The 26,672-nt window shown below is 75.0% G+C and carries 21 protein-coding genes and 1 pseudogene; 12 read left to right on the forward strand and 10 right to left on the reverse strand.

What is annotated here, in order from left to right; translation table 11 throughout:
* Window positions 1-75: 75 nt before the first annotated feature.
* Entirely contained in the window at window positions 76-1,596 is a 1,521-nt protein-coding gene (locus IF37_RS0132775) for an LCP family protein (protein WP_030751052.1), read from the forward strand.
* A gap of 18 nt (window positions 1,597-1,614) precedes the next feature.
* On the opposite strand, the gene IF37_RS0132780 is transcribed toward IF37_RS0132775, so the two are convergent.
* Window positions 1,615-2,394: a DUF1206 domain-containing protein gene (locus IF37_RS0132780; protein WP_030751054.1), complete on the reverse strand. Its 780-nt coding sequence runs from the start codon at window positions 2,392-2,394 to the stop codon at window positions 1,615-1,617.
* Between the two features lie 266 nt (window positions 2,395-2,660).
* On the opposite strand from IF37_RS0132780, the gene IF37_RS0132785 reads away from it, so the two are divergent.
* A complete protein-coding gene (locus IF37_RS0132785) occupies window positions 2,661-3,320 on the forward strand; it encodes a ScbR family autoregulator-binding transcription factor (protein WP_030751057.1) in 660 nt (219 codons plus the stop codon).
* Window positions 3,321-3,373: 53 nt separating this feature from the next.
* Here IF37_RS0132785 and IF37_RS0132790 read toward each other — a convergent pair whose 3' ends face one another.
* Window positions 3,374-4,174, reverse strand: a complete 801-nt coding sequence (locus IF37_RS0132790) for an alpha/beta fold hydrolase (RefSeq protein WP_030751060.1) — start codon at window positions 4,172-4,174, stop codon at window positions 3,374-3,376.
* A gap of 106 nt (window positions 4,175-4,280) precedes the next feature.
* Window positions 4,281-4,925 (reverse strand): annotated as a pseudogene (locus IF37_RS0132795) (DUF1684 domain-containing protein); the annotation flags it as partial.
* A 613-nt stretch (window positions 4,926-5,538) separates the two neighbouring features.
* Between IF37_RS0132795 and IF37_RS0132800 the strand changes: the two are divergent.
* Window positions 5,539-7,713 carry an MMPL family transporter gene (locus IF37_RS0132800; protein WP_030751065.1) on the forward strand — a complete coding sequence of 725 codons (2,175 nt, stop codon included), beginning with the start codon at window positions 5,539-5,541 and terminating at the stop codon, window positions 7,711-7,713.
* 229 nt (window positions 7,714-7,942) lie between these two features.
* On the opposite strand, the gene IF37_RS0132805 is transcribed toward IF37_RS0132800, so the two are convergent.
* A complete protein-coding gene (locus IF37_RS0132805) occupies window positions 7,943-8,863 on the reverse strand; it encodes an SDR family oxidoreductase (protein WP_030751068.1) in 921 nt (306 codons plus the stop codon).
* Between the two features lie 85 nt (window positions 8,864-8,948).
* Here IF37_RS0132805 and IF37_RS0132810 point away from each other — a divergent pair, with 85 nt between their 5' ends.
* The 4 genes from IF37_RS0132810 to IF37_RS0132825 all read left to right on the forward strand — a co-directional run bounded on the left by IF37_RS0132810 (window position 8,949) and on the right by IF37_RS0132825 (window position 12,556).
* A complete protein-coding gene (locus tag IF37_RS0132810) occupies window positions 8,949-9,515 on the forward strand; it encodes a TetR/AcrR family transcriptional regulator (protein ID WP_030751070.1) in 567 nt (188 codons plus the stop codon).
* Between the two features lie 524 nt (window positions 9,516-10,039).
* Window positions 10,040-10,786, forward strand: a complete 747-nt coding sequence (locus IF37_RS0132815; RefSeq protein WP_030751073.1) for an FAD binding domain-containing protein — start codon at window positions 10,040-10,042, stop codon at window positions 10,784-10,786.
* Window positions 10,787-10,904: 118 nt separating this feature from the next.
* Entirely contained in the window at window positions 10,905-11,366 is a 462-nt protein-coding gene (locus IF37_RS0132820; RefSeq protein WP_030751075.1) for an ATP-binding protein, read from the forward strand.
* A 320-nt stretch (window positions 11,367-11,686) separates the two neighbouring features.
* The gene (locus tag IF37_RS0132825) at window positions 11,687-12,556 is read left to right on the forward strand and encodes an MBL fold metallo-hydrolase (RefSeq protein WP_030751078.1); all 870 of its coding nucleotides are present in this window, start codon (window positions 11,687-11,689) and stop codon (window positions 12,554-12,556) included.
* 79 nt (window positions 12,557-12,635) lie between these two features.
* On the opposite strand, the gene IF37_RS0132830 is transcribed toward IF37_RS0132825, so the two are convergent.
* Entirely contained in the window at window positions 12,636-15,431 is a 2,796-nt protein-coding gene (locus IF37_RS0132830) for a LuxR family transcriptional regulator (RefSeq protein WP_173457059.1), read from the reverse strand.
* Window positions 15,432-15,657: 226 nt separating this feature from the next.
* Between IF37_RS0132830 and IF37_RS46500 the strand changes: the two genes are divergently transcribed.
* The 5 genes from IF37_RS46500 to IF37_RS0132860 all read left to right on the forward strand — a co-directional run bounded on the left by IF37_RS46500 (window position 15,658) and on the right by IF37_RS0132860 (window position 22,442).
* Window positions 15,658-18,744 carry a LuxR family transcriptional regulator gene (locus tag IF37_RS46500; protein ID WP_052845497.1) on the forward strand — a complete coding sequence of 1,029 codons (3,087 nt, stop codon included), beginning with the start codon at window positions 15,658-15,660 and terminating at the stop codon, window positions 18,742-18,744.
* A gap of 66 nt (window positions 18,745-18,810) precedes the next feature.
* On the forward strand, window positions 18,811-19,800 hold the full coding sequence (locus tag IF37_RS0132840) for an alpha/beta hydrolase (RefSeq protein WP_030751087.1): 990 nt from the start codon (window positions 18,811-18,813) through the stop codon (window positions 19,798-19,800).
* A 344-nt stretch (window positions 19,801-20,144) separates the two neighbouring features.
* Window positions 20,145-21,155, forward strand: a complete 1,011-nt coding sequence (locus IF37_RS0132850; RefSeq protein ID WP_253915917.1) for a helix-turn-helix domain-containing protein — start codon at window positions 20,145-20,147, stop codon at window positions 21,153-21,155.
* 113 nt (window positions 21,156-21,268) lie between these two features.
* A complete protein-coding gene (locus IF37_RS0132855) occupies window positions 21,269-22,192 on the forward strand; it encodes a VOC family protein (RefSeq protein ID WP_030751096.1) in 924 nt (307 codons plus the stop codon).
* A 1-nt stretch (window position 22,193) separates the two neighbouring features.
* A complete protein-coding gene (locus IF37_RS0132860; protein ID WP_052845498.1) occupies window positions 22,194-22,442 on the forward strand; it encodes a hypothetical protein in 249 nt (82 codons plus the stop codon).
* Here the strand turns inward: IF37_RS0132860 and IF37_RS0132865 are convergent.
* The 5 genes from IF37_RS0132865 to IF37_RS0132885 all read right to left on the reverse strand — a co-directional run.
* A complete protein-coding gene (locus IF37_RS0132865) occupies window positions 22,435-23,250 on the reverse strand; it encodes a carbohydrate ABC transporter permease (RefSeq protein ID WP_030751102.1) in 816 nt (271 codons plus the stop codon). The two genes, IF37_RS0132860 and IF37_RS0132865, sit on opposite strands and share 8 nt — an antisense overlap.
* Window positions 23,247-24,152: a carbohydrate ABC transporter permease gene (locus tag IF37_RS0132870; protein ID WP_030751106.1), complete on the reverse strand. Its 906-nt coding sequence runs from the start codon at window positions 24,150-24,152 to the stop codon at window positions 23,247-23,249. The genes IF37_RS0132865 and IF37_RS0132870 overlap by 4 nt, the downstream gene beginning before the upstream one ends.
* The gene (locus tag IF37_RS0132875; RefSeq protein ID WP_030751108.1) at window positions 24,145-25,389 is read right to left on the reverse strand and encodes an ABC transporter substrate-binding protein; all 1,245 of its coding nucleotides are present in this window, start codon (window positions 25,387-25,389) and stop codon (window positions 24,145-24,147) included. The genes IF37_RS0132870 and IF37_RS0132875 overlap by 8 nt, the downstream gene beginning before the upstream one ends.
* Before the next feature lie 152 nt (window positions 25,390-25,541).
* Complete coding sequence (locus tag IF37_RS0132880; RefSeq protein ID WP_253915918.1) at window positions 25,542-26,291, reverse strand: alpha/beta fold hydrolase; 750 nt, start codon at window positions 26,289-26,291, stop codon at window positions 25,542-25,544.
* An 80-nt stretch (window positions 26,292-26,371) separates the two neighbouring features.
* Window positions 26,372-26,672, reverse strand: a 301-nt coding sequence (locus tag IF37_RS0132885; RefSeq protein ID WP_173457063.1) for a response regulator transcription factor, incomplete at its 5' end; no start/stop codon positions are given.

Genomic DNA, 26,672 nt, shown 5'->3' on the forward strand with positions numbered 1-26,672 from the left:
GGCGAGCACGGCGGCACACGCGCCCGCGGCGGCGAGCGCACCGGCCGGGCCCGTGGCCCGGGCCGCGGCCGACGGGTGCTGCGGACCACCGCCGTCACCCTGTCCGCCCTGGTGGTGGCCACGGCCGGAGTGGGCTGGTGGTTCTACCAGCACCTGAACGGCAACATCCACAGCATCTCGCTGGACGGCAAGGGCGGCGCCGAGAAGGCCGACGCCTTCGGCCGCACCCCCATCAACATCCTGGTCATGGGCTCGGACGGCCGCACCAGCAAGGCGGACTGCGCCCTGGGCGGAGGCTGCGCGAAGACCGGGGTGCAGACCGGCAGCAACGCGGACGTGGAGATGGTGCTGCACATATCCGCCGACCGCTCCGCCGCCACCGTGATGAGCATCCCGCGCGACACCATGACCAAGGTGCCGGCCTGCGCGGACAGCGAGTCGGACCAGTCCACGAACGGCTACTACGGGCAGATCAACAGCGCGCTCCGGTACGGGCCCGCCTGCCAGGTGGCCACCGTCCACCAGCTCACCGGCATCCCCATCGACCACTTCGTCAAGCTCGACTTCGCCGGCGTGGTCAAGATGTCCGACGCGGTCGGCGGTGTCTCCGTGTGCGTCAGCGACGACGTCTACGACACCTACTCCCACCTGAAGCTGTCCAAGGGCGCCCACACCCTCAAGGGCGAGGCGGCGCTGGAGTTCGTACGGTCCCGGCACGGCTTCGGAGACGGCAGCGACCTCGGCCGTACCGTCTCGCAGCACATCTTCCTCAGCTCGATGATCCGCAAGTTCAAGAGCGCGGGCACGCTCACCGACCCCACCAAGGTCTACAAGCTCTCCGACGCCGCCACCAAGGCGCTCACCGTCGACGACGGCCTGGGCAGCGTGAACAAGCTGATCGGGCTCGCCGCCGACGTGAACAAGGTGCCCACCCGGCGGATCACCTTCGCGACGATGCAGACGGCCCCCGACCCCGCCGACAGCGACCGGGTCGTCGTCGGCCCCGGGGCGAAGGCGCTGTTCGCCTCCATCGCGGACGACCGGCCGCTGACCACCGGCTCCGGCAGGAAGCCCGCCGCGCCCTCCGCGACCGCCGGGGCCACCCCCTCCGCCGTGCCCGCCTCCGAGGTGGCGGTGACGGTCGAGAACGGCACCGGCATCACCGGCCGCGCCTCCGGGATCGCGACCGCCCTCACCGGACAGGGCTTCAGCTCCGCCACCACCACGGGCAACGCCCCCAGCCCCGCGTCCGCCACCACCCTCACCTACGGCGCCGGCCGGAAGGCGGCGGCGCTGACCGTCGCCGAGGCGCTCGGCCTGCCCGCCTCGCGGCTGAAGGAGGGCACCGGAAGCGGACTGACCCTGGTGGTCGGCGGCGACTGGCCCAGCGGCGACAGGTATCCCGGCACGGCCGCCGCCACCCCGGCGCCCGCCGACACCGGGGCCGCGGTCGGCGGCGCCCACGCCTCCACCGCCGACCAGGCCGGGAAGTGCGCCGAGGTGAGCCCCTACAAGACGGTCGAGCTGAAGGGCGTCGCCATGACCCCCGCGCAGGCGTACGCGGCGGCCCGCGACAAGCCCGACTCCGACGGCTGACCGGCCCCGGCCCCCGGGTCAGACGTCGCGCCAGCGGGCGTTGCACCAGGAGAAGACGCCGAACGCGGCCAGGCCCAGCGCGACCAGGGCCAGCAGCCAGGGCCCGGCCGGCAGGTCCCGGAACCCGCGCAGGGTGTCGTCCATGCCCCGGGCCCGGCCCGGCTCGTGCCGGACGGCCGCGACCACGGCGAACACACCGGCGGCGGCGAAGACGATGCCACGGGCGGTGCCGCCCGTCACCCCGAAGAACTCGACGAACCGCCGGGTCCGGCCGGACATCGCACCGCCGCGCAGGTGCTTGCGGAACTTCTTCCGCGCCGCCCGCACCGCGATCCACAGCCCGGCGATCACCACGCCGACGCCCGCGGCCCCGACGAGCCACTGGCCGCCGGGCCAGTCCAGCACCCGGGCGGTGACGTCGTCGGTGTGCCGGTCGGACGACCCGCTGCCGCTGCCCCGGTCCCCGGCCGCGTAGGAGAGCACCGAGTAGCACACGAAGCCGTAGAAGACGGAACGGAACAGGGCCGTCGCCCGTTTGGAGAGCTTGGAGCCGTCCGGGCCCGATCCGCCGAACACCGCCTCCGACAGCCGCCACAGCGCCATGCCGCCGAGTGCGACGCCCACGACCCACAGCAGCGCCGATCCGAAGGGCCGGCCGGCCAGCTCGTCCAGGGCGCCGCCGCGGTCGGCCTGGTGGCCGCCGCCGTCGCCGCCGAAGGCGATCTGCGACGCGATGACCCCCACGAGTACGTAGATCAGCCCGCGCGCCGCGAAGCCCGACCGGGCCGCCACGGCCATCGCCCTGCTGTCCGCCGCCCGTCGCGCCCGCTCCCGCCCACGCGGTGCCCATGACAGTGCATCCATATAGCGCCGATGCCCCCGTGTTCCGGTTGGACACCTGCGCGAAGGCGCGCCCCGGCCGCGGACCCGCGGCACGCCGCCGCCGCACGCGCGCGCCGGCCGTCCGCACCGGGTCCGCCGACGGTCCGCGCACGCCGTGTCCCCGAGCTTCCGTGCGGTACGGTACGAGCCGGTTGGTTGAATTTTCAGCGGGGGGACTGTCCGTGGCTCAGCAGGAGCGAGCTGTCCGGACCCGACGCGCGGTTCTGGAAGCCGCCGCGACCGTGTTCGCGGAACGTGGTTACGCGGCCGCCACCATCGCCGAGATCCTCCGGCGGGCCGGCGTGACCAAGGGCGCCCTGTACTTCCACTTCGGCTCCAAGGCGGCCCTCGCCCGGGGCGTGCTCCAGGAACTGCGCCCCGCCTACCACCTGCCCCGGGAGCTGAAGCTCCAGGAGTGGGTGGACGCGGGCATGACCCTGGCCCGGCGCCTGCCCCGGGAACCCCTGCTGCTCGCCGGGGTCCGGCTCTCGGCCGACCTCCGGGGCCATGCCGCGCTCGGCGGTTCCTGGCCGGCCTGGGCCCGGCTGACCTCGTGCGTCCTCGGGGAGGCCAAGAAGCGCGGCGAGGTGCTCCCGCACGTGGTGCCCGAGGAGACCGCCCAGGTCTTCCTCGGCTCCTGGATCGGCGTGCAGCTGGTCTCGCAGACCGTGACGGGCTGGGCCGACCTGGACGACCGCATGGCGGCGCTGTACGGCCATCTGCTCCCCTCGATCGCGGCCCCGGCCGTCCTCGCGCGGCTGGACACCGCGCCCGACCGGGGCGCCCGGGTGATCGACGAGGCCCGGCGCAGGTCACCGGTGCCCGTCGGCGCCACCGGCTGACCGCCGCCGCTACGCGCCGCACTCGGCGCGGAACGGCCGGCGTGCCCCCGGGCTCAGACGAGGTCGATGAGGAAGCCCTCCAGCAGGCCGTGCAGCACCTCCGGCCGTTCGAGGTGCAGGTCGTGTCCGGTGCCCGGGACACTCGCCGACAGCGTCCGCGGCCGTTGGCCCAGCATGGCGTCGACGTCCCGCTCCGGGATGAGGCTCGACTGCGCGAACACGGCCAGGGTGGGGCAGCCGACGCGCCGCCACTCGGGCCGGGAGGACCGCCGGGCGTTCTCGGCCAGCGAGGCGACCATCACGTCCCGGTCGAAGCGGGGACGCCAGCCGTCCTCGTGCCGCTCCAGCCCGGCCGCCCAGCCCTCTCCCACGGGGCCGCCGCCGAAGAAGGACACCGCGGCCCGCCGGGAAGGGAACGGTACGGGCCAGGAGTCCAGCCACGCGCCGACGGTCCCGGGCGCCGTCGGGTCGGGATCGCCGGGCGCGGCCTCGACGAGGACCAGCGCGCGGACCAGTCCGGGGTGGGCGGCGGCGGTGAGCATCGCCGTATGGCCGCCGAGCGACTGCCCGACGAGGACGGGCCGGTCCAGCCCGAGTCGCCCGGCGACCGTCACCACGTCCGCGACGTGGGCCGCGCGCGAGACGTCGTCCGGACGGCGCTCACCGGCGCCGTGTCCGCGCTGGTCGACCGCGACCACGCGGAACCGTCCGGCCAGCCGCCGCGCCAGCCCGTCCCACTCACCCGCGTGACCGGCCAGCCCGTGCAGCAGCACGACAGCGGGCCCCGGGCCGCCCCAGTCGCGGCAGACCAGCCGGACCCCGTCCCGGACGACCACCCGCTCGGACCACTCCATACCCGCCCCCCGTACCGTCGTCGCCGTCCCGATCATGCCGCAGGCGAGGCGACCCGCGCGACGGGACGGCCGTCGCGCGGGACGCGGCAGCCGGTACCCGGTCGGGTCAGGGCCGTCCGCCGCGCTCCAGCGGGATGCGCTCGCCCGCCTCGATCGCGACCGGCAGCCGGTTCCCGGCGGGCGGCAACGGGCAGGTGGCCAGGTCGGTGTAGGCGCACGGCAGGTTCCCGGCGCGGTTGAAGTCGAGCGTGACCGTGCCGTCGGGGCCGGGTGCGGCGAGGTGCAGGGAGCGGTTCGCGGCGTACGTCGTCACGCCCGAGGTGCGGTCCGTGAAGAGCACCAGCAGACCGCCGGGAGCGCTGCCGTTGAACGCGGTGAGGGCGTGCCGGGCGCCGTCCAGTTCGAACTCGACGCGGCCGGGGGAGTCGTAGACGTGCTCCAGCCCCTCCACGGACGCGCCGACCGTGACCGGCCGGGGCTCCTCGAAGGGTACGAAACGGCCGGTGACGACCCAGCGCGGGTCGGGGGCGTAGGCGGGCGTGTGGCGGAAGGAGGTGCGCAGCGCGTTGCCGGGGTGACGCGGCCGCAGGAGATCGTGGCCGCCGCGCCGGGCGACCTCCAGCCGGGCGTCGCCCCAGTCGGCGTACCGGCTCCCGCGCTCCGGGACGACCCCGAACGCGTACCGGCCGCGCACCACCGTGCCGTCCACGGTCAGTTCCTCGCCCCCGGCCAGTTCCACCACCACGCCGTCGGCGGTCGCGGACCAGGTCCTGTCGTCAAACTCCCGCCGTCCGCCCGGAGGGCGGGCTTCGCGGCGTCAGACGCGTGCTCTGGGGGTCCCCCCGGCCGAAGGCTGGGGGAGTGCCGGGCCCCGGCCCGCGTACTGGACGTACTTGGGTCGGGGCCCGGTGCGGCGAGTGGGGGCACCTCCCACGCCCTTGAGGCAGTGGGGGAGCGTGCATGGCGTCGCGAAGCAGGCGGGAGTTTGACGACAGGGCCTGGGCTCCCGGGGCGTCCGCGAAGCGTTCCGGTTCCGGGCCCAGCCAGTGCAGACCGGTGACCGCGAGGAAGCCGTGCGGTCCGGCCAGTGCCTCCTCCTTGGCCCGGTGCCACTCCTGCCATGCCTCGACGAAACCCACCCGGTCGACGTCCCGCCCACCTTCCAACCGGCGTGCCCCGCGGGTTCATCCCGGTTTCGGTGCCCGAACGGCCCGGCTGGTGCGGGGCCGTGTGTGCGCGGTCACTAGGATGTGGGATCAAGACAACCATGCGACCGGCCCGTTCGCCGCGGGCCGGTCGGGTCGCCGATGCCAGGGACCGCTCCCCGGGCTGCGGTGATCTTCCTTCCCAGGAGGACCCTCCGCATGTTCCGACGAATAGGCAACGCCGTCGTCCGTCATCCCGTTTGGACGATCGTGGCGTGGCTGATCGCCGCGGTGGCGATCGTCGCCACCGCCCCGAGTCTGCCCTCGAACAGTGACGAGAGCAGTTTCCTGCCCAAGAGTTACGAGTCCATCAAAGCGGCGGAACTCCAGGAGAGGGCCTTCCCCAGCGCCTTCACCCCGTCCGCGATCGCGCTCTACCAGCGCACCGACGGCGGCAAGCTCACCGCCGCCGACCAGCAGGATGTCGCCCGGATCAGCGCCGAACTGGGCAAGAAGCACATCGACCAGGTCCAGAAGGTCGTCCCCGGCCAGCCGTCGAAGGACGGCAGGTACACCCTGACCCTGGTGCAGATGGACAGCAAGAAGGCCGGTCAGCCCGAACAGGCGGACGCGGCGAAGGTGTTGCGTGAGGAGGTCGGGAAACTGGCCGAGGGCACACACCTCGACGTCAAACTCGGCGGTTCCGCCGCGCAGGCGCTCGACCAGCAGGACTCGTCCAAGCGCGGACAAGCGCTCATCGGTGTCGGTACGTTCGTGATCATCCTGGTCACGCTGCTGATCATCTTCCGGGCACCGATCCTCGCCGTACTGCCCCTGGTGCTGATCGGCCTGGTCTCCGCGGTCGCCAACGGACTGATCGCCTACGCCACCAGGCTGTTCGGCCTCCAGGCCAACAGCTCGATCTCGTCGATCCTGATCGTCGTTCTCTTCGGCGTGGGCACGGACTACTTCCTGTTCCTGATATTCCGTTACCGCGAAGCCCTGCGCGCCGGGGACGAACCCAAGCAGGCCATGGTCAACGCCGTCGCCCGGGTCGGCGAGGCCATCGCCTCGGCGGCGGGCGCGGTCATCATCGCCTTCCTCGCCCTGGTGCTGTCCACGCTGGGCTTCCTGAAGCAGATGGGCCCGGCGCTCGCCATCGCGGTCGGCGCCACCCTGATCGCGGGCCTGACCCTGATCCCCGCCGTGGTCTCGCTCATCGGACCGAAGGTCTTCTGGCCCTCCAAGTCCTGGCAGAAGGAGCCGGAGAACGCCCGTTTCGCCGCCATCGGCCGCAGCGTGCAGCGCCGCCCGGCGCTGACCGCCGTGGTGTCCGGGCTCATCCTGCTGGTCCTGTCGGCCGGCACCTTCGGCTACAAGGCCACCTTCGACCTGGCGTCGGGCTCCATGCCCAAGACCAAGGAGTCCATGGTCGTCCAGGACGAGCTGCAGAAGGCGTACTCGGCGGGCGCCGCGGCGCCCACCGACGTCTACCTCACCAGCACCGACGGCAAGCCGCTGGACAAGTCGGCCTTCGACGCGTACGCCCGTCGGCTCGGCGCCGTGGACGGCGTCGCGGCCGTCCGCATGAGCCAGGTCAACAAGGAGGGCACCACCGCGGACTTCACCGTCACGCTCAAGTACGAGGCGTCGACGGACAAGGCGATCGACGCCGTCGGCAAGGTCCGCGACGTCGCCCACGCGTCCGCGCCGGGCGGCACGGAGGCCTTCGTCGGCGGAATGTCCTCGATCTTCAAGGACATCAACGCGGCGGTCAACCACGACTACAAGACGGTCTTCCCCGTCGCCGCCCTCCTGATCATGGTCATCCTGGGACTGCTGCTGCGCAGTGTCGTCGCTCCCTGGTACCTGATGGCCTCCGTGGGCCTGGGCTTCGGCGCCACCCTCGGCGCCACCGTGTGGATCTTCCAGGACGGGCAGGGCCACTCCGGCCTCATGTTCATGCTGCCGGTGATCATGTACCTCTTCGTGGTCGCCATCGGCACCGACTACAACATCCTCATGATCGCCCGGCTGCGCGAGGAGGCCCGGGAGGGCCGTAGTCCGCGCGAGGCGGCCGGCATGGCGCTCCGGCACGCCGGACCGACCGTGGCCGCGGCGGGCTTCATCCTGGCGGCGACCTTCGCCACGATGATGCTGGCGGGCAACTCGCTGCTGTCGGAGATGGGCTTCGCGGTCTCCTTCGGCATCGCGGTCGCCGCGTTCGTCATGGCGATGTTCTTCACCCCGAGCCTCACGGCCCTGATCGGCCATGCCGCCTGGTGGCCGGGGCACGGGGACCGGGCGCGGACGCCGGACACCGGCTCCGGCCCGGCTCCGTCCGAGGAGGAGCGGAACCCCGCCGCCCACGGTCCGGCAGGGCGCCGCGGCTAACGCCGCAGCAGGCGGCGTCCGCCCCGTCGCGACGCCCTGGACGCTCCCCCCACTGCCTTGAGGGTGTGGCTCCCGGACGGGCGAACGCCGCCTGCCGGGGCGCCGGGTCCTGTCGTCGAAGTCCCGCCGTCCGCCCGGAGGGCGGGCCTCGCGGCACCCCTTCCGGTTCCGGCCGGTGAGTCCTGCCGGGCCCCGTGCCCCGGCAGGACTTCTCCCTGTCCGGGGCCGGTCAGCCCGAGGTGGGGCGGTGGAAGTAGTGGCCCTTGTCGAGGTCCGCGAGCAGCCCGGGGTGGACCGGCGCCCAGTCGAGCAGTTCGCGGGTCAGGGTGCTCGACGCGACGACGTCCATGCCGAGGAATTCGCCGAGCCAGCCGAAGTGGTCGGTGGCGTCCCCGGGCGCCACGGACACCGTGGGCACGCCGAGCTGACGGCCGATCGCCTCCGCGACGTCCCGGATCGGGACCCCCTCCTCCGCGACACCGTGCAGCACCGACCCGGCGGGCGCCTTCTCGGCCGCCAGCCGGAACAGCCGGGCGGCGTCCAGGCGGTGCACGGCGGGCCAGCGGTTGGCGCCGTCGCCGATGTAGCCGGAGACGCCCTTGGCCCGGGCGATGGCGACCAGGGTCGCCATGAACCCGTTGTCCCCGTCGCCGTGGCAGGTGGGGGAGAGCCGCACCACGGAGGAACGGACGCCGCGCCCGGCGAGGGCCAGCACGGCCTCGGCGGTGACCGCGCGGACGGCGGCGGCCCAGCCCTCGGTCGCGGGCGTGTCCCGCTCGGTCGCGACCCGCCCGGGTGCGAGACCGGCCAGCCCGGAGGCGAGCACGAAGGGCCGGCCGGTGCCGGCGAGCGCCTCGCCGAAGGTGTCCACGGCACGGCGGTCCGCCTCGCCCGCTGCCGCGAAGTCGCCGCCGAAGGCCACGTCGTGCTTGAAGGCGAGGTGGATCACGCCGTCCGCCCCGGCGGCCGTCTCGCCGAGGACGTCGAGGTCGTCGAGGGTGCCGCGGACGACCTCGGCACCGGCCTCGGCCAGCGCCGCGGCGGAGGCGTCGGAGCGGGCCAGCCCGACGACGCGGTGCCCCGCCTCGAGGAGGTCGGGCACGAGCGCGGAACCGATCCAGCCGGACGCCCCGGTCACGAAGAAACGCATGGGAGGAACTCCTGCCCCTTGATGTCAGTGACTGTCATCGACCCTAGCACTCGATGACAGTCACTGTCATCGCTAGGATCTCCGCATGGGTAGATGGGAGCCGAACGCGCGCGGGCGCCTGGCGGAAGCGGCGTTGGAGCTCTACAGCGAGCGCGGCTACGAACAGACCACGGTGGCGGAGATCGCCAAGCGGGCCGGGCTGACCGAGCGGACCTTCTTCCGGCACTACGCCGACAAACGGGAAGTGCTCTTCGCCGGAGCCGGCGAGCTGGAAGGGCTGTTCGTCGGGGCCGTCGCCGACGCCCCCGAGGCCGCCGCGCCCATCGACGCGGTGGCGCTCGGGCTCGACTCGCTCTGCGCGGCCTTCGCCGGCCGGTACGCCTACGCGCGCACCCGGCAGGCCGTGATCACGGCCAACGCGGAGCTGCGGGAACGCGAGCTGATCAAACTCGCCTCGCTGTCGGCCGCGCTCGCCGGCGCGCTGCGCCGCCGCGGCGTCAGCGAGCCCGCCGCGAGCCTGGCCGCCGAGGCCGGGGTGGCCGTCTTCAAGGTCGGCTTCGAGCGCTGGCTGGAGGCGGCCGGGGAGCGGGACATGGCCGAGCTGGTCCGGGAGGCGCTGACCGAGTTGAAGGCGGTGGCCACGGGCGACTGAAGGCGGTCGGCCCACCGGGGGCGGGGCGGGCCTTGCGAGGTTCTGCCGTGCGGGCGGTCGCCGATGGCCGGTGAAGTCCGGTGAAGTCCGGTGACGGGCGCTCTCCGCGTTCGCGCGGCGGGGCGGGACCCGCGAGACGTCCGCCCGTCGGCGGCCGTGCCGGCGCCCCCGGCTCCGTGCCGGCGGCCCCGGGCAGTACCTCCGGCCCGAACGGGCCGACCAGCCGGGCGCGACGGTGCTTCCCCGCCGGGCGTGGCGGTGTTTCCCGGCCGGGTCACGGAGCCGGACCGACGCCCGGGAGAGGGGCGCGACGCCCGCCCGGGAGAGGGGCGCGGCGCGCACACGTCACCGGTGCGTGCCGTCCGATGCGGCGGCGCGCACGCCGGCCCGGGCGGCGAGCGCGCGCATGCTCGCGTGAGCCCTGTACGCGCCCCCTCCCGCCTGACCAGACTGCGCTGTCGGCGGGCAGGCGACCGGACACCGGCCGCCCCTCGCCCCGAGCCCAGGAAGGCAGGTCGGCCGCCGTGCTGTTGCGTCTGCCCACGTCCGTGCCGGAAGCCCGGCAGTGCCTGGCCGAGGGGGCCGTGCCGATCGGCGGGGCGACCCTCGTCTGGGCGACCTGGCAGCGGGACGGATTCCCCGAACTCGCCATGTCGCTGCGCGATGTGCCGGAGGCGAACGTCATCGGGCGGGAGACCCTCGGCGGCGCCGTGGTGCTGCACCGGATCGACGCACGACTGCCGGACGTCGTCCGGCTGGCCGCCGCCACGGTCGGCACCGGCGCCGTGCGGCGGACGGCGACGGTCGGCGGCAACCTCGTCGGCAGCACCCTGCGCTGTCTGCTGCCCCCCGCCCTCGTGCTGGACGCCCGGGCGACGGTACTGGAGGCCGACGGCGTCCGCGAGGCGGACCTGGCCGAGGTGGTCGCCAAGCGTCCCGTGCTGCTCAGCCTGGCCTGGCGTGCGCCGATCGCCTCCGCCTACCGCAAGCTGCCCGGCGCGGCGGGCGGGGAGCCGCCGCTCGTCGTCGCCTCGGCCCTGCACGCGGCCCTGCCCGCCGAAGGCGGCACGCGGCACCGGCTGCGGGTCGCCGTACGGGACGGATACGACGTGCTCAGCGGAACGGCGCCCGGCGCCGCCGACCCCGAGCAGTCGCTCGAAGCCCTGCGCGACACGGCCCTCGGCGAGCTGCCGCCCGCCGTGTGGGAGGAGATCCGCCCCCAGGTCACCGGTCTGCTGGCGGTCCGGGACGCGGACCGGGCGGACGGCTGATCCGTACGGTGGTCCGTGGCCCGCGCGCGGACGGCGGCCGGCGGGGCCCCGGACCACCCGTAACCGGCGGGGCCCCCGAACCACCCGTGGCCGGGGCCGGCGTGCCATCGTGGCGGGTATGGCGACACGAGCGGACCTGGCGGTGCTGGTCGGACTCCAGGCGTCCGGGAAGTCCACCTTCTTCACGCGGTGCCTGTCCGGGCGGTACGCGCTGGTGAGCAAGGACCTCATCCCGCGCGGCGCCAGGAACAGGCAGGGCCGGCAGATGCGGCTGGTGGAGGAGTACCTGGCGGCGGGGCGGGCCGTGGCCGTGGACAACACCAACCCGTCGCCCGCGGAGTGGAACCCGCTGGTGCGGGCGGCCCGCGCGCACGGGGCGACCGTGACGGCCTACTGGTTCCCGCCGGACGTGCCGGGCTCCCTGCGGCGCAACGCCGCGCGCGAGGGCCGCGACCGGGTCCCCGACGTCGGCGTCCTGGCCACGCTGAGGCGACTGCGCAGGCCGTCGGAGGCGGACGGCTTCGACACCGTGCGCGAGGTGCGGTTCGACGGACGCGGCGGCTTCGAGGTACGGGACTGAGCCGCTCCCGGAGCAGCGGCGCGGAGCCGAACCGGTCCAGGGGCGGGCGACGCCGCATCAGGAGCAGCCGGAGCCGTTCAGGAGTGGCCGGGCCGCGGGCGACCCGGGACAGTGGGCGGTGACGCTCCCGGCATGACCGCCCCGCTCCTCACGGACCCGTACCGCTCCTCGCGGATCGCACCGCTCCCCGCGGAACGTCCCGTCGAGAGCGCCCGGCCGCCGGAAACACAAGGAGGGCGCGGGCTACCGGTCCGACGCCCGGCGGGATACCCCTGAGAGGGCGGCCCCGCCCGGGTCGCCCCACCGTGGAAGGAGACCCCGTGGACGGTTGGTACGTGGACGACCGCTGCACGAACTGTGACGTGGCCCGGCAGTTCGCGCCCGAACTGATCGGCGAGGCCGGCGGCAAGTCCGTGATCCTGCGCCCGCCGGCCGACGAGGCGGAGGACCGGCGCCTGCACGCCGCGGTCTTCGCCTGCCCCACCCGCTCGATCCGACCGGTGACCGGCCGCGCGGACCGGGCGCTGGACCCGTTCCCGCTGGCGCTGGACGACGACGTGCTGATCTGCGGGCACAACTCGCCGCACACCGCCGGCGCCAACTCCTACCTGCTGCTCCGCCCGACCGGCACCGCCATGATGATCGACACCCCCCGCTGGAGCCGGGAACTGGCCGACCGCTACGCGGCGGTGCGCCCCGTCACCGACGTACTGCTCACCCATCGCGACCACGCCGCCCACGGCCGCCGCTACGCCGACCACTTCGGCGCCCGGCTGTGGATCCACGAGGGCGACCTGGACGCCGCCCCGGACGCCGACCGGGTGATCCGGGGAGTGGACCCGCTGGAGATCGCCGAGGGCGTCACCGTCCACCCCCTGCCCGGACACACCCGGGGCAGCGTCCTGTACCTCGCCGACGACCGCCTCTGCTTCAGCGGCGACAGCTTCTACTGGTCCCGCACGACCGGTGACCTGGAAGTCGCCGAGAGCGTGACCTGGTACTCGATCGAGGAGCTCGCCGCCTCCCTGGCCAGGACGGCGGGACGGCTGCGGTTCGAGTGGGTCCTGCCGGGCCATGGGGACCGGCGCCGCCTGCCGGCCGACGAGATGGCCCGGCGGCTGCGCGGCCTGACGGAGCGCACGAGCCTGCTGCGCCCGCGGCCGGTCGACCTCAAGGCCGTCCGCTGGTGACCCGGGCCCGCGCGCCCGTACACCCCCGGGCCCGCGCGCCCGCACGCCCCGGGGCACCGTCCAGGGGCACCGCGGCGGGTCACCGCGGCGGGTCCTGGGACAGGGCGTCGCGGAGCTGGGCCCTGGTGCGGATGCCGAGCTTGGGGAAGATCTTGTGCAGGTGGTAGCCGACGGTCCGGGGCGAGAGGTACAGCCGGGCCGCTATGTCGCGGTTGGTCAGCCCGCGCGCGGCCAGCTCGGCGATCTGGAACTGCTGCGGGGTGAGCGCGCTCACCGGGCTCGGTTCCGTCGCGGCCGGCGCTCCCGTGGCCCGCAGCTCCGCGGTCGTACGGTCGGCCCAGGGCCGGGCGTCCAGCCGCTCGAAGCACTCCAGCGCCGCGGTGAGGTACGGCCGCGCCTCGGCGCTGCGCCGCCGCCGGCGCAGCCACTCCCCGAAGTCGAGCCGGGTGAGGGCCTGTTCGAAGGGCCAGCAGTCGGTGACCGAGCCGGTGACGGAGTCGGTGACGGAATCGACGAGGGAGGCGCGGAAGTGCTCCTCGGCGTCCTCGCCGTCGCTCAGCAGGGCGGTGGCCCGGTGCAGGACGGCGGCCAGCCGGGGCGAGCGGTCGGCGGCCCGGGCCCGCTCGACGGCGTCCACCACCGCGCGGGCGTCGTCCGTCCGCTCCGCCCGGACCGCCGCGGCCGCCAGGTCCCCCAGGTGGTACAGGGAGGCGTGGTAGTGGACCGGAGCGGGGCGGACGTCGCGGGTGAAGGTGGCGCGGAGCTGCTCGTAGGCGTCGGCGTGGTCACCGGCGACGAACGCGGCCATCCCCATGGCGTACCGGTGCCGTACCTGGAGGCTGAGCGATCGGCGCAGGTCCACGTCGCGTACGGCCTCCAGCGCGCGGGTCCGCCCGGCGACGTGCTCGCCCCGCAGCACGTTCAGCGTCGCCTGGAGGAGGCACGCGCTCACCGTGACGTTGGCGGCCCCCGCTTCCGTCGCCATCCAGAAGGCCTCGTCCGCCGTGTCCCGGGCCGCCTTCCACGAACCGCTCTCGAACAGGGCGAGCGCCAGCGCGTGCGTCACCGTCGCGTTCGACCCCGCGCTCCCGGCCCGCCGCAGGAGGTCCACGGCCCGGCCCAGCACGCGGACCGCCCGCTCGGTGTCGTCAAGGATCCAGGCGGCGGCGCCGAGCGCCGTGAGGTCGTTCAGCGACTCCGCTGCCCCGGCGGCCGGCGCCTCCTCCAGCGCCCGTACCTGCCCCGCCCGGTCGCGGTGCGGATCGATGACGGCCCGGACCCAGAGCCGGGCGGCGGAGTCGGCGGCGCCCGGGTCGTCGACCAGCGCGCTGATCCGCTCCAGTTCGCTCCGGTGGTACGGCGCCCCGGAGTTGTAGACGGAGGCCGCGGCGGTGCCCAGGGTGCCGATCGCCAGGTCCGGAGCCGACCGGGCGGTGGCCTCGGCGACCCCGAACAGCAGCGTCAGCGCCTCGTCGTCGCGCAGGGTCACCCCGAGGGCCCAGCCGCCCAGCAGGGACGCCTCGGCACGCACCCGCGGATCCTCGGTCAGCTCGCCGACGCGCCCGCTGATCTCGCCCACCCACTGCGGGTGGCCGGCGAGCATGGCCGCCCGCGCGGCCGCCAGCAGGCGCCGGGCGCGCGGCTCCGCCTCCGGTGTCAGCTCCGCGGCGCGTTCCAGCGCCGCCGCGGCCGTCGCGTACCCGCCCCGGGCGCGGGCGCGCTCGGCACTTGCCGCCAGGGCGTCGGCGACCTCCGCGTCCTGCCCCGTGGCCGCCGCGGCCAGGTGCCAGGCACGGCGGTCCGGCTCCCCGGCGAGGGCCGAGGCCAGCGCGAGGTGGGCCCGTCGGCGCTCGGCGAAGGAGGCCGCCTGGCAGACGGCCGAGCGGACCAGCGGGTGGCGGAAGTGCACCCGGCCGTCCCCGACCCGCACCAGACCGGCGCGCTCCGCGGGCGCCAGCGCCTCGACGACGTCCGACGACGGGGCGGCACGGAGCAGTTCGGCCAGCCGTCCGGTGCCCGCCGCGGCGGCCAGCAGCAGCACCTCCCGCGTGGTCCCGGGCAGCTCCGGCAGGTCGGCGGCGAAGAGGTTCTCCAGACGCGCGGTGAGCGGGAGCGTGGCGGCGCCGTCCCGGCCCGTGCCGCCGTGACCGCGGGCGAGGGACCGGGACAGCTCGATCAGGGCCAGGGGGTTGCCGGCGGCCTGCTGGAGGACCTGGGACCGGGCCCGGCCGCGCGGCGGGACCGGCTGGGCGTCCAGCAGCAGCCCGGCCGCCGCCCGGCTCAGCGGGCCGACGGTCACCCGCGGGAAGTCCCGGTCGAAACGGGCCGGTACGGCATCCTCCCGGGCGGCCAGCAGCAGCACCACCGGCCTCCCCTCCAGGCGCCGGGCGAGAAAGCCCAGCACGTCCACCGAGCCCAGGTCGAGCCACTGGGCGTCGTCCACCAGCAGGAGCAGCGGCCGGTGGGCCGCGGCGTCGTCGAGGAGGGCGAGCACGCTGACGCAGAGCGACAGCTGGGCCAGGGCCGCCGGGCCCTGCCCCGCCGGACCGAAGGCCCGGTCGAGCACCTCCCGCCGGGGCGCGGGCAGCGTGTCGCCGGGAAGCAGCGGATGCAGCAGCTGGTGGATGCCCGAGAGCCCCAGCCCGGCCTCCTCCTCGCTGCCCCGCACCCGCAGTGTGCGCAGACCGCGGGCCCGGCCCCGCTCCGCCGTCCAGTCGACGAGCGTGCTCTTGCCCGCTCCCGGTTCGCCGACCAGCACCAGCACCTGCGGGCCGGTGCCGTCCACCGCTCCGAGCAGGCCGTCGAGCCGGGACAGCTCGGCGGCTCTGCCCAGGATGCCCGGATCGGCGGTGTACTCGGCACCAGCGTGCGTCACGGTCGTTCTCCCTCGGGCCGGTGGTCAGGACGTCGGCATCCTGTCAGCCGCACCGGCCCCGTCGCACCCGAGGCCGGACGCGCTCCGCCGCGACCGGGCACGGCCACGGCCACGGCGGACGACCGGTCATCTGACAGAAGCGTCGCCGTCCCGGTACCCCGAATGATGGCCCCGGCCAGGAAAGACGCCCCCGGCAAGGGCAATCGAGCAGGTCCGGAGCACATGTATGACCGTCCCCCCGCACCAGCCCCCGGACCGAGCGGAAGCCGGCCGCCCACCGCGGGGGACGGCGACGCCGCGCCCCCTCGGCCGGGACGGCGAGATCGACCGGATCACGCGGTGCCTCACCCGGCAGCCCGGCGGCCCCCAGTCGCTGCTGCTCCTCGGGGAGGAGGGGATAGGGCGTACGACACTGCTCCGCCACGTCCGCGACCTGGCCACCGCCCACGGCATGCGGGTGCTGTCGGCAGCGGGCTGGACGGCGGACCGGCGGCACGCGCGCGCCTGTCTCCGGCAGCTGCTGGCGCCGGTGCTGGACGAGGTGCCCGCCCTGCCGGACCGGCACGGCCGCGTGCTGACCGCCGCGCTGGACCCCGCCCGCGCGGACGCCCTGCCGGACGACGCCCAGGTGCGGGCGGCCGTGCTGGCGCTGCTGGACCGGCTCGCCGGGTTCAGCCCCTTACTGGTGACCGTGGACGACGCCCACGACTGCGACCCCGCCTTCCTGGACGCGCTCTGCGCCGGGACCCGCTCCCTGACCGGCCGAGCGGTGCGGCTCCTGCTCACCGCGCGCGGTGACGCGCCGCCGCCCGGTTCGCCCCCGGACATGGAACGCCTGCACCTGGACCCGCTCGGCGTGCCGGCGGCGGCGGCGCTGCTGGACCGCCTGCCCGCGCCCCCCACCGGCAGGCGCAGGCTGGAGATCCTGGAGGAGGCCGCGGGCAACCCGCTGGCCCTGGTGGAACTGGGCCGCCGTGCGCCCGTCCCCGCCCGGGCGGGGCTGACCGGCGCCGGACCGGCGCGGCGCCCCTCCACGGCGCACGCGTTCGGGGCACGGCTCGACGGGCTGCCCCCGCGGACCGGACGGGCCCTGCTGTACGCGGCCGCCGCGGCGCCGGGCGAGAGCGTCGCCGCCCTCATGGCCGCCCTCGACACCGATGATCTGACGGTGTGGGCCCCGGCGGAGGCGGCCGGTCTGGTCACGCTGGCCGAGGACCGCGTCGTCTTCCGGCATCCGCTCGCACGGTCGGCCGCGTTCGCGCGCTGTCCGGCGGACGCCCGGCACCGGGCCCACCGCGACCTGGCCCGGACCGTCGCACGGCCACAGGAGGCGGCCCGGCACCGGGCCGCCGCCACCCTGGGCACGAGCGAACCCGTGGCCGCCGCGCTGGAGGACTCCGCCTGGCGGCGCGGCGACGCCGTGGAGGCCGCACGGGCTCTGGAACGGGCGGCCCGGCTGAGCCCGCGCCCGCGGGAACGCACCCGCCGGCTGGCCGAGGCCCTGGTGGCGGCGCAGGCGGTGGGCGACCCCGCCTGGGTACGCGACCTGTACGGCTGCTTCGTCCGGGAAGCGACCGACCCGGAACACGCGGCCGACGACGCGTTCACCTCCGGCGGTACGACAAAGGGGGCGACCATCGCGGGGCGTACGGCCGGTGACGCGACCGGGCCGCGACGTTCCGCCGGTTCCACGACCGCCCTCGAAGCCGGCACCGACACGACCGCCCTCGAAGCCGGCACCGACACGACCGCCCCCGACCCCACCGCCGACACCACCACTGCGGGCCCCGCCCCCGACGCCACGACCGCCCCCCGCCCCGGCATCGGGGACGCGCGGCTCGCGTGTGCCGCGGCCGGTGCCCTCGCGTCGGTCCTGTCGCAGGAGTCCGGGCAGCGGGAGGCCGTCGACGTCCTGACGAACATGGCGGAGCACATCCCGGAGGCCGGCCGGCCGGCCGGGCTCGTCGTGGCGGCCCTCGCAGCGGGCGTCGCCTTCCAGTCCGGCCTGCCCGAGCACCGGGAGACCCTGGCCACGCTGCTGGACCGGACCCCGGAGACCACCCCGTCACCCCCGCCCCAGCCCCCCGGGGCCGGGCTGCTGGGCCGTCTGGACACGCCGGACGCCCAGCAGGCCCTGCACGCGTTCGCCACCACCGTGGTCCGGCCGCCGGCCGCCGTCCACCGGCTGCCGGACCTCGGCCGCCCGCACAGCGCGCTGCACGACGCCCCCGACGCGCTGATCCGCCGGTTGACGGTCGCCATGGTGGCCTACCACGCGGACGAGGCGGACATGCGCCTGGCCGAGCTGCGCAAGGCGGACGCCCACCTCGCGGCCTCCCGTGCCTTCGGCGTCCGCGCCTGGTCGGTCCTCGCCCTCCTGGACACCCTCGTGGCCACCGGACGGTTCGCCGAGGCCGAGTCGCTGGCCCGGGAGGCCGCGGACGAGGCCGCCGTGCTGCGGCTGCCCCGGCTGCGGGCGGACCTGGAGGCGCAGGCCCTCACCCTGCTGGCACTGCGCGGCACCCTCCCGCCGGAGCCGTGGCTCACCCCCGCGGTCTGGCGTGCCGTCAGTCTGGAGGAGAACCGGGCCACCCACGCACGGCTGTTGCGCGCCCGGGGGCTCGCCGCCATCACGCTGGGGGACTGGGACGAGAGCTGGCGGCAACTGCGCGAGCTGTTCACCGCCGACGGCTCGCCGCTGCACCCCTTCCTGTCGCCACGGAGCATCACCGAACTCGCCGTGGCCGCCCAGCGGACCGGCCGGTCGGCGGAGGTCGTACCGATCCTCGCCCGGGTCCGTGCGGACCAGGGGGAGCGCCCCAGCACCCGGATGACGCTGCTGCTGCACCACGCCACCGCGCTCACCGGCCCGGACCACGACGCCGAGCAGCACTACCAGCTCGCCCTGGTCAACCACGAGGCGGACCGCTGGCCCTGGGCACGCGCCCACGCCCGCCTCGACTACGCCGTGTGGCTGCGCCGTCACCGCCGTACCGTGGAGGCCCGCCGGCAGCTGACCGGCGTGCTGGAGACCGCGGAACGCCTGGGCGCCGGTGCGCTCGCGGCGGCCGCCGCGCGCCAGCTCCGCGCCAGCGGGGCGGCCCGCACCCCGCGCACCGGCGGTCCGCTGGAGCAGCTGACCGCACAGCAACGGCAGATCGTCCAGCTGGCCGCGGACGGCCTGTCGAACCGGGAGATCGGTGAACAGCTCTTCCTCTCGCCGCGCACCGTGGGCTCGCACCTCTACCAGGTCTATCCCAAGCTCGGCGTCAGCCGCCGCCACCAACTGCGTGACCTCCTTGAAGACGGCTGAGCCGGGGGCCCGCCCGAGCCGCCCGGCCCCGTCGGCGAGCGGCGCGGCCGGGCCCGGGGAGGGGGAGTGACGCCGGCGGCCTCCCGGGGCCGGCCGGGCGGTGACTCCCGGGCGCGCGTCGTCCTGGACCCGGTGGTACGGCGGCTCGTCACCGCGTCGGCGCTCCCGCCGTCCCTGGACGACCTCGCCCCCGACACCGGCCGCCAGGCGCTGCGGGAGACGCAGGTGGACCGGATCGAGGACTTCCCCGTGGACGCGGTGTTCCGGGTGGCCCCCGCCGGGCCGTCCGGGCTGCTCGGCTTCTGGACCGTGCGCCCGGCCGGCGCCACCGGCCCGCTCCCCGCCCTGCTGTACGTCCACGGTGGCCGCTGGGCGCTCGGCGACGCGCAGACCCATGCCCGTTTCATCAGCGAACTGGTCATCGGCGCGGGCGTGTGCGCCGTCGTCCCCGAGTACAGCCGCACCCCCGAGGCCCGCTACCCGGTGGCGCTCGAGGAGTGCCACGCCCTGCTGGAACGGATGGTCTCCCGGGCCGGGGAACTCGGCCTGGACCCGGACCGGCTGGCCGTGGCGGGCGACTGCGCCGGAGCCACCCTGGCGGCCGCCGTGACCATGCTGGCGAAGTCCCGAGGCGGGCCGCGGATCACCGCCCAGCTGCTGTACTACCCGCTCACCGACGCCCGCTGCGACAGCCCCTCGCAGCGGCGGTTCGCCACCGGACACCTGCTCACCCGGCGGGCGCTGCGCGGCTACTGGGCGCGTTACGTCGCCGATCCGGACCTGTGCGACGAACCCACCGCGTCACCGCTGCGGGCGCGGACGGAGGACCTGGCGGGACTGCCGCCGGCGCTGGTCGTCACCGCCGAGGCCGACATCGCCCGGGACGAGGGCGAGCAGTACGCGCGCAATCTCTCCGCGGCCGGTGTCGAGACGACCGCCGTACGGTTCCTCGGTACGGTCCACGACTTCGTGACGTTGCACGCCCTGCACGACAGCGCGACCACACGGACGGCGGTCGAGACCGGTTGCGCCTTCCTGCGCGCCCGTCTGAGCTGAGGGCGCGCGGTGCGATCCGACGAACCAGTCGACCGACTGATGCACCGGGCGGTCCCGGCACAGCACGCTCACAACATGCCCACCGTCACAGGACCCCTCCCCGACAGAGGCTGGTGCCCGCCCGCCTCCCCGAGCCCGCGTACCCGGGTACCGGCCACCCGCCCGGCCGCGCCGTGCGGCCGGGCGGCCGGGCGGCACGGCGCCGTGCCCGCGGCCGCCGTCACGCCCGGCCGCACCACCGGGGGAAGCGCCCGTGACACCGTCGAGAGCGGCCCCCACGGCACCGCCGACGGTCGCCCCCACGGCACCGCCGCGCGCACCGGCCGGGCACCGGGAGGCACGCCGTGCTGACCGGATCGCCGACCGCCCCCTTCCCGGGGCTCTCCTTCACCACCCGGGACGTGGCTCCCGCCGACCGGGTCGCCGCCTGGCAGCGCGCGCTGTCGCGGGTCCTCGTGGACCTGGAGGTCACCGTGGAGCGGGGCCGCCCGTGGGCGGCGGAACTGGCCACCGAGCGGTGGGGGCCGCTCCAGATCGCCACCGTGGGGTCCGGACCGGGCACGGTCGTGCGCACCGCCCGGTCGGTCGCCGCCGACCGGCGCACCCACATCCTGGTGCGTCAGCAACTGGACGGCGGCGCGCTGCTCCTCCAGGACGGCCGCACCGCCGAACTGCTGCCCGGCAGCCTGTCCTTCCTCGACGCGCGGCGCCCGTTCCGGGTCGTGCTGCCGCGCCCGCAGCGGGCCCGGATCCTCATGGTGCCCCGGGCCCAGCTGCGCCTGGACGAGGGGCAGCTGTCCGCCCTCACCGCCACCGTGGCGCACGAGGAGGGGGAGGGCGCGGCGGCGCTGCTGCTGCCGTTGCTGCACGGGCTCGTCGAGGAGGTCACCCGGGCCCCCGCGGGCCGGCGTGAGCGGCTCGCCGGTGTCGCCGCCGAGATCCTGGCCACCGTCGCCCTGGAGCAGGTCGGCAGCCGGTCCGAGACGGGCCTGTGGGAGCGCATCACGGCCTGTGTGCAGGAGCGGCTGGGCGAGCCCGGCCTCAGCCCGCGGGATCTCGCCGACCAGCACGGCGTCTCCCTGCGCTATCTGCACCGGCTCTTCCAGCAGCAGGGCACCACCGTCAGCTCCTGGATACGGGCCCGCCGGCTGGAGGCGGCACGGGAGGAACTGGCCCGGCCCGGCGCGGCCCACCGGTCGATCGCCGCGGTGGCCGCCCGCTGGGGCTTCGCCAGCCCCTCCCACTTCAGCCGCAGCTTCCGGGAGACGTACGGCGTGTCACCGCTGCGGTGGCGTGAAGCGGCCCGGACCGCCCGCACGGCACCCGGCGCGGCGGAGCCGCCGACCGGCCCCTGACCGGGGGCGGCTGTTCCCTGTCAGACAACACGCGGGGCGCTGACGGCATGATCACCCCCGTGCCCGGTCCCTACCGTTCGGACCACACGGATCAGGCGGAAGGGGACGGCAAAATGAAGCGCAGGGCTCTGGCACGGACGCTGCCCGCGTTCTTGGTGGCGCTGAGTGTGATGGGGGCGGGGGCGCCCTCGTCGGCACAGGACGACGGGCCCGCCGCGAAGGCCACGACCACCGCGGTCGGTCCCCAGTACGACACCACGCACGTCTACGTCACCCCCGGCGCGGTGGACGCGTTCGTCACGAGCTGGCAGGCGACCTTCGGCGGGACGCACACGGCCAAGGTGGTCACCACCGTCACCCCGACGCCCAGCCAGACCGAGTCGGAGCTCGTCCTCTCGCCCGTCGGCACCCTGTCGGTGTTCGACTTCAAGACGCCGGTGCCCTACCCGTTCGGAGCCGAGCGCACGGGCTGGCTCATGAGCGACCTCGACGAGGGCGTCCGGCAGGCCCGCAAGAGCGGCGCCAACGTGGTCGTCGCGCCGTTCGACGACCCCATCGGACGCGACGCGGTCGTCCAGTTCCCGGGTGGCGTCAACGCCCAGCTCTACTGGCACACCAAGGCCCCCTCGTACGCGCCCCTGGAGACCGTCCCGGACAACAGGGTCTATCTGACGCCCGACTCGGTGGACGAGTTCCTCCACTCCTACCTGCGCTTCACCGGCGGCCGGATCGTCTCCGACCAGCGGGCGGCGGACGGCGGCGAGATCGGTCTGCCCCAGGAGACCTACCGCCGCATCGCCGTCCGGTCGCCGTACGGCAACACGGTCGTCAGCGTGACCGACGGCCACCTCCCCTACCCCTTCGGACGGGAGACCACCGGCTACGCGGTGCCCGACCTGACGGCGACGCTGCGCAAGGCCGAGGCGGCGGGCGCCAAGGTGCTGTCGGGGCCGTACACCGCCAAGGGCCGCTCCAGCGCCGTGGTGAGCTTCCCCGGTGGCTACGTGGCCGAACTGCACCAGGACGGCGACCGCTGAGATGGCAGCGCAGCCGACGCACCCGGACGCCCCGGAACCGAAGCACGACCCCCTCCACCTGAGGCAGCTCAAGGAACGGCTGGGCGAACACCACCGCCGGGTCCGGGCCGAACGCGAGGAGGCCGCCCTGGAGAACGCGATCGAGGGGGCGCCGTTCGACCTGGGCGCCGACATCGCCCGCCCCGCCGCCGGGCACGAGGAGACCGGTTACGACGTCGAAGCGGACCTCGGGGCCGGCCCGGTCACCTGACGGCGCCGCCGGTGAGCCCGGTGGCGACCCGGCGCTGCGCGACGACGAGCAGCGCCGCCGCCGGGACGGAGGCCAGCACGGCGGTGGCCATCACCGCGTTCCACTGGTTCGTGTGCGCGCCCAGGTACTCGTAGATGCCGAGGGTGACCGGCCGTACCGTCCCGGTGGTGTCCAGCGTGAGCGCGAAGAGGAAGTCGCTCCAGGCGAAGAGGAAGGCGAAGAGGCCCGCGGTGATCACGGCGTTGCGGCTCACCGGCAGCACCACGGACCACAGGACGCGCAGGTGTCCGGCGCCGTCCACCCGGGCGGCCTCGAGGATCTCCTGCGGGATGCCCCGCAGCGACGCCCGCAGCAGGACGATCGTGAAGGGCACCCCGGCCGTCGAGTCGGCCAGGACCAGCCCGAGGCGCGAGTTCAGCAGCCCCAGCTCGGCGTAGGCGCCGTACAGCGCGTTGGCCACGACGATCCCCGGCACCATCTGGGTGACCAGGACGCCGAAGAGCACGACGGTGCTCCCCCGGAGCGGGAACCGGGCCAGCGCGTAGGCGGCCGGCGCGCCGAGTCCCAGGCTCAGGCCCACACTGCCGAGGGCCACGACGAGGCTGGTCGCCAGGGCGCCCGACTGGTCGCGCAGGGCGGTGGCGTAGCCGCCGAGGTACGGCTGGCGGGGGAACCAGCCGGCCCGCAGGGCGTTGCCCGCCGGTTGCAGGGAGACGTTCACCATCCAGTACACCGGGAACAGCATCAGCGCGATCAGCACGATCCCCGCGACCGTGGACAGCAGGCCGCGCGCGGGTGCGCGTTTCACCGGACCACCCCTCGGGCGTCGCGCGCGCGACGGCCGGCGCGCAGGTGGACGAGGGCGAAGAGCAGCGAGAGGACGATGAGCACGTTCCCCGTCGCGGCGCCCCGCCCGAACTCGAACCGCTGGAAGGACAGGTCGTACGACTGGACGGCGAGGGTCTGCGTGGCGCCGGCCGGGCCGCCGCCCGTCACCACCAGGATGATGTCGAGGACCTTGACCGTGTAGATCACGCCCAGCACCAGCACGACCCCCGCCACGGGCCGCAGCAGCGGCCAGGTGATGTGGCGGAACGCCGCCCACCGGCCGGCCCCGTCCAGCTTCGCCGCCTCGTACAGCTCGGCCGGGACGTCCTGGAGGCCGCCGTACAGGATCGCGGTGTTGAAGGGGACGCCCACCCAGACGTTGACCAGGATCACCGACATCAGGGCCTCGGAGGTCCCGGTCAGCCAGGGCACGTCGGACGAGACCAGGTGCAGGTCGCGCAGGGCTCGGTTGACGACGCCCGTGTCGGTGTCGAGCATCCACTTCCAGGTCGTGCCGGAGACCACCAGGGGCAGCAGCCACGGCAGCAGGAGCAGCGACCGCAGCAGGGTGCCGAGCGGGAAGCTGCGCCGGAAGAACAGGGCGAGGGCCAGCCCGAGCACGAACTGTCCGAGGACCGAGCCGGCGGTGAACAGGACCGTGGTCAGCAGGGCCCGCCGGAACGCGTCCGAGAGCAGGACCTCCGCGTAGTTCCGCAGCCCGACGAACGGGGCGTCACCGGTGTAGAACGTCGTGACCGTGTACCGCTGGAAGCCCATCGTGACGTTCTTGACCAGGGGATAGCCGAAGAACAGCAGCAGGTAGCACAGCGCGGGCAGGAGGAACAGCCACCAGGTGATCCGCTCCCGGCCCCGGTCAGCCACCGTTCGCGATCCGCTGCGCGTTCCTGAGCGCCTCCTCGGGTGTCTGCTCACCCGTCAGAGCGGCCTGCACGGCGGTGTAGATGCCGGTCGCCGCCTGGGGCCACTTGTCGCCCAGCCGGACGGTGCGGGCCCGGGCCCGCTCGACGCTCTCCACGAAGGCGGCCATCGAGGGGACCTGCTGGGCGTACCGGGAGGCCACCGCGGAGCGGGAGGGCACGGTGAAGTACTGCCGGGCCGTGGCGAGCATGTGCGAGGGATCGTTCAGGCAGGCGAGGACCCGGGCGGCCTTGGCCTGCCGGGCCGGGGACGAGCTGTTCGGGACCGTCCACACCTCACCGCCGAGCGGGGTGATCAGCGTCTGCCCGGGACGGCGGACCGGCAGCGGGGCCACCCCCCAGTGCAGGCGCTCCTCCTTGTTCATCGCGGCTATCCGCCACGGGCCGTTGACCATCATCGCCGTCCGGCCGGCGACGAACTGGTCGTGGACGTCGGCCTGCGTCCAGTTCAGCACCGACTTCGACATCGACCCGCTCTTCAGCAGGTCGACCCAGAGCCGGAGGGCCTGCGCGGCCTCGGGGGTGTCCAGCCGGGTCTCGTCCCCGCCGTTGGACCACAGGAAGGGCAGGAACTGCCAGGTGCCCTCGAACGTGGGGTTGGCGTCGACCGCCATGCCGTAGCGTCCCGGACGGGTCAGCTTCGCCGCGGCCTTCTTCAGCTCGTCCCAGGTCCGCGGTACGGCGACACCTGCCTCGGCGAGCATGTCCTTGTTGTAGAAGAGGGCGACCGTGCTGACCGTGGGCGCCAGCCCGTACACCTTCCCCCGGTAGCTGCCCGCCGACAGGATGCCCGGCGTGAAGCCGCCGGAGTCGACGCCGAACCGGTCCAGCGGGGTCAGCGCTCCGGTCCGCGCGATCTGCTGCACGTCCGGGTTGTCCAGCATCAGCAGGTCGGGCAGCGTCCGCGAGGACGCCTGCCGCAGCACCTGCGGGACCAGGGAGGAGCCCGGCACGCTCCGGTGCTCCACGGTGACGCCGGCCTGCTTGCCGCAGGCGGTCAGCCGCTCGCCCCACTGGGCGTGCTCGGTGGCGTCGGTGTAGTAGTCGAGCGCGGTGATGGAGGTCACCTCGCCGGCGGCGGACTCGGTGTCGGCGCCGCACCCGCTCGCGGCGAGCACCAGGGCGGCCGCCCCCAGGAAGGCGGCGATCCGTCGCGTCGGTGGTCTGACCGCTGAGATCATGATGGTGCCTTCCCGAGTGGAGTCCGTGGCCGGGACGTCGGTCTCGGGGGGCGACGAGACGGCCCATACCGGTCCCTTCCGGCCCGAGCGGGGATGTTACCCCATGCATCCGCCCAGAAGATCGCCGGGTCGCCCGGGGGCCGTCCGGCCGCCTACCGCGGCATCCGGGCGTTCCCGCAGCGTCCCGCCGCCTCCCGGATCATCGCCGCGACGGCGTCGGGCCGGGACAGCGGCACGGCGTGCGAACCGTTCAGCACGTACTCGGTGGCCGCCATCCGCTGGGCCATGAAGCGCTGCGCGGTGGGATTGAGCATGCGGTCGGCGGCGGCGATGGCGTACCAGGACGGCTTGGCGGCCCAGGCCGGCGGACCGGAGGGGGCGGTCAGCGCGTCGCGGGCGATCGGGCGTTGCGTCACGGACAGCACGTTCGTGACCCGGGGTGACAGGTCGGAGGCGTACGCCTGAAGGAAATGCTCCCTGCGGATGTACAGCTCGTCGCCCGGGGTCGTGGCGGACCGCGCGGGGATGGTCGCGCTCAGGGCGGTGTCCGCCCCGGGCATGGGGGCGAAGCGGCCCGTGACGTCCAGCAGGCACTCCCCGGCGTCCAGGCCGAACCCGGCGACGTAACAGAGCGCCACCACGTTGTCGTCCTCCGCGGCGGCGTCGGTGATCACGGCGCCGCCGTAGCCGTGGCCGGCCAGCACCACCGGGGCACCGATCTGCCGGACCACGCTCCGCAGGTAGGCGGAGTCGTGCGCCAGGCCGCGCAGCGGGTTCGCCGGGACGCGCACCGGCAGTCCGCCGGCGTGCAGGCACCGCACGACCCCCGCCCATGACGAGGCGTCGGTGAACGCGCCGTGCACGAGTACGACGGTCGGCGGCAGGGGGGTGGCTCCGGGCACGAGGGGGACCTCCGCTGGGTGGGATGTCCAGCCAAGCGCATGCGGCTGCGACCGGCATCGCGTGAACGTACCAGGTCAGCTCAGCTTTCGGGCAGACCCATCACCAGGTTGGCCAGCTGGACCCGGGAGTTGACCGACAGCTTCCGGAACGCGGACGTCAGATGTGTGTTGACGGTGTGCGGGGAGACGACGAGCAGCTCCGCGGCCGTACGGTTCGTGTGGCCCTCGGCGACCAGGCGCGCGACCTTCTTCTCCGAGGCCGTCAGCGCCTCCCAGCCCTGCATCGGGCGCCGGCCGCCCGCCGCCCGGCCGCCCGGCAGCTCGCGCCGCACCCGTGCCGCCGCGGCGGGCGCCCCCGCTTCCGCGAACGCCGTGTGGGCC

The organism is Streptomyces sp. NRRL S-31, from assembly GCF_000718775.1.
Classification (GTDB): domain Bacteria; phylum Actinomycetota; class Actinomycetes; order Streptomycetales; family Streptomycetaceae; genus Streptomyces.